The sequence below is a fragment of the Microvirga zambiensis WSM3693 genome, assembly GCF_016735695.1.
Taxonomy (GTDB): Bacteria; Pseudomonadota; Alphaproteobacteria; order Rhizobiales; family Beijerinckiaceae; genus Microvirga; species Microvirga zambiensis.
Genome location: NZ_JAERQD010000001.1, coordinates 198,132 through 209,902, shown reverse-complemented (window position 1 = coordinate 209,902; position 11,771 = coordinate 198,132). Strand labels below are relative to the sequence as shown.

At 58.0% G+C, this 11,771-nt stretch carries 10 protein-coding genes; 1 reads left to right on the top strand and 9 read right to left on the bottom strand.

The window, feature by feature from the left end; all coding sequences use genetic code 11:
* Positions 1–88: 88 nt before the first annotated feature.
* The 3 genes from JKL46_RS00980 to JKL46_RS00970 all read right to left on the bottom strand — a co-directional run bounded on the left by JKL46_RS00980 (position 89) and on the right by JKL46_RS00970 (position 3,663).
* Positions 89–931: an ABC transporter permease gene (locus JKL46_RS00980; protein ID WP_201829355.1), complete on the bottom strand. Its 843-nt coding sequence runs from the start codon at positions 929–931 to the stop codon at positions 89–91.
* Positions 928–1,875 carry an ABC transporter permease gene (locus JKL46_RS00975; RefSeq protein ID WP_201829353.1) on the bottom strand — a complete coding sequence of 316 codons (948 nt, stop codon included), beginning with the start codon at positions 1,873–1,875 and terminating at the stop codon, positions 928–930. The genes JKL46_RS00980 and JKL46_RS00975 overlap by 4 nt, the downstream gene beginning before the upstream one ends.
* Before the next feature lie 306 nt (positions 1,876–2,181).
* Positions 2,182–3,663, bottom strand: coding sequence for an ABC transporter substrate-binding protein (locus JKL46_RS00970; RefSeq protein WP_201829351.1), 1,482 nt, complete (start codon positions 3,661–3,663; stop codon positions 2,182–2,184).
* 253 nt (positions 3,664–3,916) lie between these two features.
* Between JKL46_RS00970 and JKL46_RS00965 the strand changes: the two genes are divergently transcribed.
* On the top strand, positions 3,917–5,428 hold the full coding sequence (locus JKL46_RS00965; protein WP_201829349.1) for a glucosyltransferase domain-containing protein: 1,512 nt from the start codon (positions 3,917–3,919) through the stop codon (positions 5,426–5,428).
* 367 nt (positions 5,429–5,795) lie between these two features.
* Here the strand turns inward: JKL46_RS00965 and JKL46_RS36790 are convergent, their stop codons facing one another.
* The 6 genes from JKL46_RS36790 to JKL46_RS00935 all read right to left on the bottom strand — a co-directional run bounded on the left by JKL46_RS36790 (position 5,796) and on the right by JKL46_RS00935 (position 11,768).
* Positions 5,796–6,227, bottom strand: coding sequence for a GtrA family protein (locus JKL46_RS36790; RefSeq protein WP_425493227.1), 432 nt, complete (start codon positions 6,225–6,227; stop codon positions 5,796–5,798).
* 22 nt (positions 6,228–6,249) lie between these two features.
* Positions 6,250–6,957, bottom strand: a complete 708-nt coding sequence (locus JKL46_RS00955; protein WP_201829345.1) for a class I SAM-dependent methyltransferase — start codon at positions 6,955–6,957, stop codon at positions 6,250–6,252.
* An 87-nt stretch (positions 6,958–7,044) separates the two neighbouring features.
* Positions 7,045–8,001, bottom strand: coding sequence for an NAD-dependent epimerase/dehydratase family protein (locus tag JKL46_RS00950; protein ID WP_201829343.1), 957 nt, complete (start codon positions 7,999–8,001; stop codon positions 7,045–7,047).
* Entirely contained in the window at positions 7,998–8,879 is an 882-nt protein-coding gene (locus tag JKL46_RS00945; RefSeq protein ID WP_201829341.1) for a glycosyltransferase, read from the bottom strand. Before JKL46_RS00945 ends, JKL46_RS00950 begins: the two co-directional genes overlap by 4 nt.
* Before the next feature lie 424 nt (positions 8,880–9,303).
* A complete protein-coding gene (locus JKL46_RS00940) occupies positions 9,304–10,053 on the bottom strand; it encodes an SDR family oxidoreductase (protein ID WP_201829339.1) in 750 nt (249 codons plus the stop codon).
* Between the two features lie 242 nt (positions 10,054–10,295).
* Positions 10,296–11,768, bottom strand: a complete 1,473-nt coding sequence (locus JKL46_RS00935; protein WP_425493226.1) for an aldehyde dehydrogenase family protein — start codon at positions 11,766–11,768, stop codon at positions 10,296–10,298.
* Positions 11,769–11,771 lie beyond the last annotated feature (3 nt).

Genomic DNA, 11,771 nt, shown 5'->3' with positions numbered 1-11,771 from the left:
TCATCCCTCCCCGCAAGGGGGAGGGAAAGACGCGCCATGCCTTGTTGAGCAAGCCTCCGAGGAAGTCGAGCGTCGTCCTCATGGGCTCTCAAGCAGTCGCGCCGCGCCCCTTCAATGTTGGATCGAGCGCATCGCGCAATCCGTCGCCCAGAAGGTTCAGGCCAAGCACCGAGAGGGCGATGGCGATGCCCGGCGCGATGGCAAGATGTGGGGCCTGCGAGAGATAGGTCTGCGCATCGCTGAGCATACGGCCCCAACTCGGATTGGGCGGGCGCACGCCGAGGCCGAGATAGCTCAGGCCGGCCTCGGTGAGGATGGCGAGCGCGAGCTGGATCGTCACCTGCACGATCAATGCGCCGGCGATGTTCGGCATCACGTCTTCCCAGGTGATGCGCAGGGGATGCTTGCCGATGGCGCGCGCCGCGGCGATGTAGTCGAGCGTCCAGATCTGCAGCGCGACGCCGCGGGTGACTCTCGCGAAGACGGGGATGTTGAACACTGCGATGGCGAGAATCGCTGCGAGCGGGCCCGAGCCCACGAGCGCACCGATCATGATCGCCGAAAGCACGGCCGGAAAGGCGAAGACAACGTCCGACACGCGCATGGCGATCTCGTCCGCAAGGCCCTTCCACGCGGCGGCAGCGCAGCCGATGGCGGTGCCGATGGCCGCGCCCAGCAGCACTGCGGGCCAGGCGATGGCGAGCGAGTTCCACGCGCCCGCCATGAGCATGGAGGCGACGTCGCGGCCGAAATGATCCGTGCCGAGAAGGCCGACCTCGCCCGGGCCTTTGAGGCGCATGGCGACGCGCACGCGTGTGGGCACTTCCGGGGTCCACACCAGCGACACGAGCGCCGTGACGATGAGGAGTGCGGTGAGGATGCCGCCGACGACGAGGGCGGCGTTCAGCGGAATGCGCGAGCGCCTGCTCATGACCGGCCCCTCAGGCGCGGATCGAGAAGGGCGTAGCCGATATCGACGAGGAAATTCACGACGATCACAAGTCCGGAAAAGATCAGCACGATGTCCTTGATCACCACGAGGTCGCGCTGGTTGAGCGCCTGATAGGCCAGCCGTCCGAGGCCGGGAAGATTGAACACGTTCTCGACCAGGATCGCGCCGCCGAAGAAGAACGAGAGTTGCAAGCCGAGAATCGTGGTGACGGGAATGAGCGCGTTCGGCACCACGTGCCGGCGCAGCGTCGCGCCCCTGTCGACACCCTTCGCCCGCGCCGTGCGCACGAAATCGGCGCCGATCACTTCGAGCGTCGCGGAGCGCGTCACGCGGGTGAGCACGGCGGCCTGGGGCAGGGCGAGCGCGACGGCCGGCAACAGCAGCGCCTGGAAGGCCGGCCAGATGCCGGCGCTCCAGCCGGGAAAACCGCCTGCGGGGAACCATCCGAGCCAGGTCGAGAAGAACAGGATGAAGAGAAGGCCGATCCAGAAATTAGGCACGGCGACGCCGAGCTGGCTGAACACGAGCACGGCCCGATCCACCGCACCGTTGCGGCGTGCGGCCGCCGCCACGCCGAGGGGCAGGGCGAGCGCGGTCGAGATGAGGATGGCGAGCAGGCTCAACGGCAGCGTCACGTTCAGACGCTCGGCGACAAGCGTCGAGACCGGCATCTTGTACGTGATCGACTGCCCGAGATCGCCATGCAAAATCCCGCCGATCCAGTGCAGGTAGCGCACGAGCGCCGGCTGATCGAGCCCGAGCTCCTGCCGCAAGGCCGCAAGCGTGTCCTCCCGCGCGGCGGTGCCGAGCATGATGGCCGCAGGATCGCCGGGCAGGACCTCGAGAATGAGAAAGATCGCCAGTGAGACGCACAGCAGGGTCACTGCGAGCGAGACGAGGCGGGTGAGGATGAGACGGATCATGAGCCTCGGTTCACAGGGTATCTTTTCTCTCCCTTGCGGGGAGGGATGTGGGCACGAATGTCATCCCCGGCGAGCGAAGCGAGGGAAGGGGATCCATAGCGCTAAGCGTGCAAGTGGATTCCCTTCCCCTTCGCTGCGCTCCGGCCGGGAATGACACTGCCTTTCATCCCATTCTCCACGTCATCCCCGGGCTTGTCCCGGGGACCCACGTCTTTTGCAGCCGTTCGGTTCGAAGACGTGGGTGGCCGGGACAAGCCCGGCCATGACGTGTGGAGGGCTGTCACAAGAGGCGCAACGCGTTGCGCCTCACTCGCTCCAAGACACTTCCGTCACGTCGTTCGACGGGATCGGCGAGTTCTCCCACAACCCCTGCACCTTCGCGTTCCACACGCCGAGCTTCGGCAGCTGGAACAGGAAGAGGGCGGGCACGTCCTCGGCGAGGATCTTCTGCGCCTCGGCGTATTTGGCGTAGCGCGCCTTCTCGTCCGTGGTCTTGGCGGCCTCGGCCACCGCCGCCTTGAACTTGTCGTTCTTGTAGTTGAAGTAGTAGCTGTCGCGAGCAAAGATATCGATGTCGAGCGGCTCGGTGTGAGCGACGATGGTGACGTCGTAATCCTTGTTCTTGAACACCTCCTCGATCCATTTGGCCGGGAACTCGGTCGGGATGATCTTCATCTCGACGCCGACCTCCGACAGCATGGCGGAGATGAGTTCCGCCGAGCGGCTCGCATAGGCCATCTGCGGCGACTTGATGGTGATCGACAGCCCGTTGCCGTAGCCCGCTTCCTTCAGCAGCGCCTTGGCCTTCTCCACGTCGTAGGGAATGACGCTCGTCATGTCGACGAAGGCCGGGCTGTTGGGCGAGAAGAAGCTGCCGATGGGCTTTCCGAAGCCAGAATAGGCACCCTCGACCAGAGCCTTGCGGTCGATCGCATGCATGAGCGCGCGGCGCACGCGCACGTCGTCGAAGGGCTTCTTGGCATTGTTCATGCCGGCGACGATCTCGCCCTCCGTGTTGCCTGCAACTGCCTTGAAGCGCTGATCCTTCTGGAATTCGGCGAAGAGTTCGGGCGCACCGAGATTGGGGAAGGCATCGACGTCGCCGGCCTTGAGCGCCGCAACCTGCGCCTGCGCATCGTTGATGAAGCGGAAGGTGACGCTGTCGAGCTTGATCTTGTCCTTCTGCCAGTAGTCCGCGTTGCGGGTGAGCTCGACCCGGTCGCCGCGGGTCCAGGACTTGAACTTGAACGGTCCGGTGCCGACAGGATTTGCCGCATTCGTCGCCGCCGTTTCCGGGGCCACGATCACCGCATCACCCCAGCCGAGATAGTAGAGGAAATTGCCGGAGGTTTCCTTCAGCTTGATCACCACCGTGGCCGGATCCGGCGTCTCGATGGAGGCGATCGGCGCGAAGATCTGCTTCTGGGCGTTGGTCGATTTCGGATCGCGGGCGCGGTCGAAGGCGAATTTCACGTCCGCCGAATCGAAGGCCGAGCCGTCATGGAACTTCACGCCCTCCTGGAGGCGGAAGGTATAGGTCAGCCCGTCCGGCGATACCTCCCAGCTCTTGGCCAGCAGCGGCTGCACTTTGCCAGCCCGGTCGATACGCACCAGGCCCTCGTAGAGATTGACCCAGGTGACCTCGCGGATCGCGACCGGGGCCGCAACCGTCGGATCGAGCCCCGGCGGCTCGATGGGCATGCCCACCACGAGGGAGGTCTTGGCGGCAAAGGCCGGGATGACGCTGACGGAGAGGAGAAGAGCAGCAGTCAGTAAACGCTTCGTCATCAGGCGGAAACTCCATCAGGGTCGTGGATCGCGACAGGTCGCGGAGGCCGTAAGCTTACGCAGGTCGGCGCCGGATGGAAGATAGCGCAAGCCTACTTTTTCGCGGGCTTCAACTGCTGAACGGAATACTATAGCTTGACTGGCACAGTTATATGGCTGATATCGCAATCCCTAAATTGACATTTCCCGGGCGGTCCATCGAGATAGATGGCTCGGCCACTGAGGATGTGTTGCCGCAAACAGAAGTAATTTAATGATAATTGGTAATCACACCTCATTACCTCGAGGGTATGTAGTCTCCTTTATAGGCGTTTTGTTTTTAGGCCTTCTAGCCCGGGGGCAGGCGATATTTGCGCCTTTGTATTCTATTGATTCGTACGATACCGCTTATCGAGGAGAGCCTGATGCCATTTATGGGTTCTTGTTGACACAGGGACGTTACGGCTTAGCTGCATTATGGTGGTTGCGTGACGCGATAGGGTTTTATGGTATCGAGGTTGCCTCCGCGACCCTTATTATATCAATAATTCTTTTTGCAGCTTCTGGGTTCTTATTTTCTATTGCCGTACTTAAGAGGCCTACTGCTGCAGAGACTTTTATTCTCTCTGCGTTGTTTACACTTCATCCGTATAGTACCGAGTTTTTCCATTTTTCAGATGCAACTTTCAATATTGCGCTTGCGATATTTCTTGGTGCTCTGGGAATTGTGTTGGCGTTGCGTAAATCGGGGCTTGGAGGCGCTGCCGTATCCTGCCTTCTGATCTTTCTATCAATAAGTATATATCAGCTCGCATTGGTGCATATTGGAGCCGTTTGGTTGCTTTACGCTGCTTATGTGCTACTAAAAGACCGCAGCGATGCGATCGAATACAAAGAAAATCTATCGAATGGTCTTAGGAGTCTTGTATTAATATCTTTGAGCTTGGCGACCTACTTGGTGAGTCTTCCGCTCTTAACGCGTCTTATTGGGGTACGATTTGACGCCAGAACCGACTTGTCGAAACTTATAAATGTCCAGGAGAAGCTTCAGGCCCTTCGTGACGCTTTTGCACACACACTTTGGCCAAAGATCGAAGTCATTGCTCCCGTCACATCAGCGTTGCTGCTCGGGTTGCTTGTGCTTTGCTCGGGTCTCGTTATTTGGAGGGTGCTGCGTAGGGGAGACTTTGCGATTGGCGTGTTCCTCTCCGTGATTCTGATTGCCGCACTGACGTGGTCTCTAGGGGCATCGGTATTAGGTGGTGTTATATGGCTGGTGCCCCGCGTGCTTTCGCCTTTTTCCGTATTTGTCGCGGGCTTGACTGTCATCGCCTGGCACGGGGCGAGGTTGCCTGCCAAAGGCATTATCGGAGGGGGCATTTGTGTTCTGCTGATTAGCTATGTTGGCGCCTCCAATCAGATTTTGTTTGATCAGCGACGCGTGAATCTTTGGGACACCCAGCAGGCTAACAGGATCCTCGCAGCACTTGAGCGACAGCCCGAGTTTCGGCGAATTAGCTCGCTTGCGATTGTCGGCGGTTCTTGGGCAAGATCTTCAAGATTGCGGACAACATGGGGAGACATGAACATATCTGCATTTGCGGCAAGTTGGGCGAAGCTTGGGATAATAGAACAGGCTACCGGCTATCGATTTGTTCAGCCGAGCCCGAAGGAAATGGATAGCGCGCAGAGTTATTGCGCAACTGCGAACGTCTGGCCCGATGCAGGAGCCATCAAAGTTGTTGATACTCTAGGCATCGTGTGCCTTACGAAGCCAGCCTCATAGCTCGAAGCAATCTCCTGCTCGGAGTCAAGGGCGAAAACTGGGGGGGGCTTTGAGTTGCCGAGCAGGCTGCAAAGCTGAGCTCTCAAATGGGGTTAGTCTCTTGGTCCTAGATGATACCGTTGTGGGGCAATCCCCAAGCCCCAGTAACAAGCGCTAGGCGTTCCCGCCCCACAATCGCGTACAAGACACGCAAGTCTGCACTTGCGGGCAGGCTTAGCTGGAGCATTTTTCGGCGCGATGGATCCCGGTCTGCCGCTAGAAATGCGGCGGGTCAACGAATAGAGATGATTTCATGCAAATGGAAACAGTCCTAGCGCGGAAAAATTGGGAAAAAGTACCTGCTATCAATTCAATGATACCTTTCGCTCTAACTTGACGTACGTGTACCGCGTTCGACAAACACCCACAATGAAAGGACAAAGAAGTTTACTATTGGTATTATAATGCCGACAGCAAGAGCTCCAATCCAATAGGATAGGCTTTGGTGGCGTACCGTCCATGCCATCACTCCGATCGATAGTAAAAATCCTAGCATGGACGTCAGGACAAATTTTAAAAATATTAGTGCTGATCTCTCTCTGGCTTTAAAAGTGTAACGGCTTTGCAGAAGATATGACGCGAAGATGCATATCGAGTATGACACTGCCGAATTCGCAGTTGGATTAGCAGGGTAAGCCAAAGTGAAAATTGCAAATATCAAAAAATACAACGCCGTAGCGAGAAAGCCAGATGCTAAAAATCTAACAAATTGCAAAAATTTCTCTTGCCTAATGAATCTATTTTTCAAGCCGCATGTCATAAGTGAAGCCCCGAAGAAATACTTAGGTTCTAGCTATTAAAAAGTACTGAGCGCCCGTGGGCAGCACTCCCAAGCAGCGATCGAGCCATCTCGTAAATTTGCCGGCAGACGGAATGTTCAACACTGAGCGTGACTGAACTTGACGAAAACCTGCTTCACTAAATAGCTCGCGTGTAACCGACGGTTTGAGGAGAACTGCGTCCGCATCGAAGGGACAGCGATTAACCACCTTATTGGTTAAAGGATTAAATGGGTTGTGCTCAAAGACGAGCGCCAGTCCGTCCTTGCGCAATACTCTGCGGATCTCATGAACAAAATTCACCCATCGCGCGGGAGGCACGTGATGCATGACGCAAATTGTGAACACGACGTCAAAGGCTCCGTCGGTATATGGCAAGCGGTCGCCGCTATAGCTGCTATAGGAGACCTCGGGATGTCGCTGCCTCGCATGCTCGATGCTTTCCTGCGAAATGTCACAGCCCTCAAGCCTTCCGATCTCACCTTTAATGAGGCCGTGGTAGTTTCCAATCCCGCATCCAACATCTAGAACATTGAGGTTATGTGTGGCTCCCAACTCGCTATTCATGAGGTCAAGCAGGTGTCCGGCTTTGACGCGGGTAAAGTAGTCCACGTTCATGCCCGGCAGGACTAATGAAGCGTTGACGGTGTCAGAGTAGTTTGCGTTGTAGCGGTCAAACTCTTCCGCGATGGCTTTTTGGTCAGGATCCATCAAAAGCTCCTCAATTCGTATGGCGCCATCCTCAATCTGGTCAAGGATCAGAAAGGATAGTCGTGGTCTAGTTGCTTATCGGCCGATTCAGTTAGCGCGTGCCAGCGAATTCATAAGTTGCCTCGCTGTCATGCGAATTCCCGAGTCGAGATCTGTGGGGCGCCAATCTGGTGGCAACGAGCTTTGACAAAAGCTCATATTGCTACTGTTCGATGGACGTGTGTCAAAATGAATAAAAATCTTTCTCCCGACGATAAGCTCGATCTTACGCAATAGCTCGAAGATTGAACTCGGCTTCGCGCTAGCAAGGAGAAAAGTATTTGATGCGCTCTCCGATACCAGTTGTCGCGAAATGAAATGGCCAACATCCGATGCTAGAATGTAATCTCGAACGGAATGCGGCTCCCCATAGATAGTCGATACGCGATGTCTTACGGCATTTTGGATCAGCGCATTCATGAGCCCCAAACGGACACCGCTTCCCGAAAAGCCATAAACCGAACTGGGGCGATAAATGAATGCTTTTGTTTCTGCCAGATCTGCAAGGCGCTGCTCCTGCTCCAGCTTCAAACAACCGTAGGGTCGAAGTGGCGCAGGCGTACTTGCGCCGGAAACCTGCCTTTGACCTTCGAACAATCCTCCTGCTGAACTTAGCAGATGAAAATTGCGCTGCTTGCTTGGAACTCCCTCGAATAATCGACGACCCAAAGCTAGAACGTCGTCGAATGCGGCAAGCTCAAGCTCAATTTCAGCCGTAGACGAACCAAAGCCAGCCTTGCCCGCTGCCCAGAGAATATCGAGCCGCCCTAACTTCGCTGGCAGCTCGGTGGAGCGCCTTTCCAATATGTAGGCTTTGATCGCGTCTGCGTCACGGGCACGTTGACTTGTATTGCTCCAATCAAAAGCAAATTCACGAGCTGTGAACCCGAGCGTACGCATCGCATACGCAGCAATTGCTCGTCCGATAAGACCTATTCCAAATAAGGGCGCCAAATGTAGGCGATGATTTCCGTTATCGCTATAGAGCCTTTCGAGAATGATCATAGCTTATCCGGCGAGAAATAGTTCCTTATTAGCTGATCTGTATGGCGATCTACAGTAAAAAAGATGGGTTTACCATTGGCATTCATAACAAGTAGCGATAAATATTCGAGGGCTATGCCAACGAGAAAAGTAATTACGCCGCCGAAGAAGATTAATGTGAGTATAAGGGATGTCCATCCTCCGACGGCGATTGTCTCCGGAAGGAATATCTTCTGTGCGAACAGTACCAGGGCGCTTGCTGCGCTGCCTACCATCGTAAGCAATCCTATAGCTCCGCCAACGCGAATTACTTTTGCGCCGCTCGACATCAGCATACGCCGAGCGTGGGAAAGCAGCTTTGATAGCTTATATCCACTTTTCCGCTCATTGATGAAGCGCTCATCCTTCAAATCCATGACGACTGAGCCAACTCGTTGGGTGAACCAGGAGAGCGCAACGTCGAAGTATGTGTCATGGCCGCACACACTACTCGCTGCCCGAGCAACGGATCCGCGAATGAGGCGAAAGCTATTAAAGTGTCTAATGTTGGAATTGCCGCTGAGCTTTTCTATCAAGCGTTTATAAAGTATAGAGCCGAGATCGCGAACATAGTTCTGATGTACAGAAGCAGTCGCCTTTGCATAGACAATATCATGTCCTGATCTTGCCGCCTCTTGAAGGAGGTCCTCGATGCGCGCTGGCGGGTGCTGAAGATCTTCGTCTAAAGTGACCACCCAATCGCCCGAGGTATGAAGGATCCCTGCGATAGTTGCTGGATGCTGGCCAAAATTCCGGGCCATATGTATAGCTGTTACCCACGGGTACGACTGCGCAAGTTTGTCAATTAATGCCGGAGAGCCATCCACAGCAGCGTCGTCGACAAAGATTGCCTCTGCCAAGGTGAAGGGAGCACTCTCCTAGTTCCAGCGATCACGTAAATTCGCCAATTCTGCGCAAAGTTTTTCTAAGTAATTTTCCCCGGAATAAACCGGAATAACGATAGATATCGCTATGGATTCGCGCTTCTTGAGAACTATAGGAGAGGGGATATTCAATGTCTCGGATTGTTTATGCTGCATCGTTGCGTACCTGTGCTAGCTTTGCCAGCAGACCTGAACTCGGCGGCGGATTAATCCATTTTCTGAACGGATTAGTCCTCACCAAGTTCTCTTAAGGCAATATCCCTCAATCTCGTTTCCAAGTTGAATCTTCGCCACGCGAATACGGTCAACCAATGCTCTGCCCACATTGGTCGGACGCATTCGTCTCCTCCTAAGGGTAAATAGCGAGATCATCAAGCCTCAGCTCATGACCTCTACTTAGCTAAATACACCGCCCCCCGTCGACCTCCAGCACCACGCCGGTGATCATGCTGGCCTCGTCGGAGGCGAGGTAGAGGGCGGCGTTGGCGATGTCCTGGGGGGTGGAGAAGCGGCCGAGGGGGATCGAGTTGACGAAAAGCTCGCGCTTCTGGGGGGTATCCTCGCCCATGAAGGTGGCGAGCAGCGGCGTCTCGCCGGCGACGGGGGCGAGCGCGCAGACGCGGATCTTGCTCGGGGCGAGCTCCACCGCCATGGACTTGGTCATGGTGTGCACAGCGCCCTTGGTGCTGTTGTACCAGGTGAGGCCGGGGCGGGGGCGAAGGCCGGCGGTCGAGCCGACATTGATGATCGCGCCGCCACCCTGGCTCTGCATCAGCGGCACGGCGGCCTTGGCGAAGAGGTAGATCGACTTCACGTTGACCGCGAAGACCCGGTCGAATTCGTCTTCCTCGACCTCCAGCATCGGCCGGTTGCGGTGGCTGATGCCGGCATTGTTGACGACGATGTCGAGCTTGCCGAAGGCGGCAACCGTCTTCTCCACCGCCGCGTTCACGTCGGCGGCCTTGGACACGTCGGCGGCAAGTCCGATGGCGGAGGAGCCGATCTTCTCGGCAGCGCTCTTGGCCGCTTCCCCGTTGATGTCGATGATGGCGACCTTGGCGCCTTCGCGGGCGAATGTTTCCGCGATGCCCAGACCGAAACCGGAGCCGGCGCCCGTGATAAGCGCTACCTTGCCTTCAAGGCGATTCATGTTTCTTCCCTTTTCAAATAGTCAGCTTGCTTCATCCTCGATCTCATCCTGAGGAGTTTGGCTCTTTTCCCTCCCCCTTGCGGGGAGGGGTTAGGGGTGGGGGTGGTATGACCGGGTGAGAGAGCTGCGAGTCAAGCGCTCTATAGGTCGTGTGGTTTACGCGGTCGATGAAACGTTCTGACTTTCCGACCCCCACCCTTCATCCCTCCCCGCAAGGGGGAGGGAACAATCGCGCGCTTTCCCTACCCGTGCGCGATGACGAGCGTCTTGGTCGTGGTGAACTCGACCAGGCCCTCGAAACCCTTCTCGCGGCCGTGGCCCGAGCGGCCGAAGCCGCCGAAGGGCAGTTCGATGCCGCCGCCGGCGCCGTAGCAGTTCACGAAGACCTGGCCGGCGCGCATGGAGCGCGCGACGCGGGTGGAGCGCATGGCGTCCTTGGTCCACACGCCTGCCGCAAGCCCGAAAGGCGTGCCGTTCGCGAGCCGGATCGCCTCGGCCTCGCCGTCGAAGGGCGTCGCGACCAGGACAGGGCCAAAGACCTCCTCCTGCGAGAGGATGCTCTCGTGCGGCACGGGCGCCAGGAAGGCCGGTGTCACGTAATAGCCGCCCTCGGGCGCGTCGGGTGCGACCGCGCCTTCGCCGATGACGGTGAGCCCTTCGTTGCGGCCACGCTCGAGATAGCCGAGGACGCGGCGCTGCTGGGCCTGGTTGATCATCGGGCCGAGATCGGGCTCGCGCTCGGGATGCCCGGCGCGGAGCTTGCCGAAGCGCTCGGCCACCGCGTCGACCACGTCTTGGAAGATGCCGCGCTGGATCAGCAGGCGGCTGCCGGCAGAGCAGGTCTGGCCGCCGTTCTGGATGATGGCGTTGACGAGCGTCGGCAGTGCCCGCTTGAGATCGGCATCATCGAACACCACCTGGGCCGACTTGCCGCCGAGCTCGAGGGTGACGCCGACATGGTTCTTCGCCGCCGCGGTCTGAACGGCTGTGCCGGTCTCGGGGCTGCCGGTGAAGGAGATGAAATCGATGCCGGGATGGGCGGCGAGCGCAGCGCCAGCCGTGCGGCCGAGGCCGGTCACGATGTTGAGGGCGCCGTCCGGGAAGCCGACCTCGCGCGCGAGGCCAGCGACGCGCAGGATCGTGAGCGAGGCATCCTCCGCCGGCTTGACCACCGTGGCGTTGCCGGCGGCGAGCGCCGCACCGACCGAGCGGCCGAGAATCTGCATCGGGTAGTTCCAGGGCACGATATGCCCGGTCACGCCGTGCGGCACGCGCTCGACGCCGATGAAATGGGTGTTGAGATAGGGAATCACGTCGCCGTGCAGCTTGTCGGCGGCGCTGCCGTAGAATTCGAAATAGCGGGCGAGCGCGATGGCATCTGCGCGCGACTGGCGCAGCGGCTTGCCGTTGTCGCGGCTCTCCAGGATCGCGAGTTCGTCCGCATGGGCTTCGACGGCGAGACTAAGCTTCATGAGCAGGCGGCCACGCTCCGTGGCGGTGAGCCTGCCCCAGGCGCCGTCGAAGGCGGCGCGAGCGGCTGCGACAGCCTCGTCGATGTCCTGCGCCGTTCCGGCGGCGATCTGGGCGAGGAGCGAACCGTCGACGGGCGAGAACACGTCGAGCATCATGCCGTCAGAGGCCGGACGATCCTGTCCGCCGATGAGATTCTGGAACACCATGTTGGGCGCGAGACGCGCGCCGATCTGATCGTTCATGGG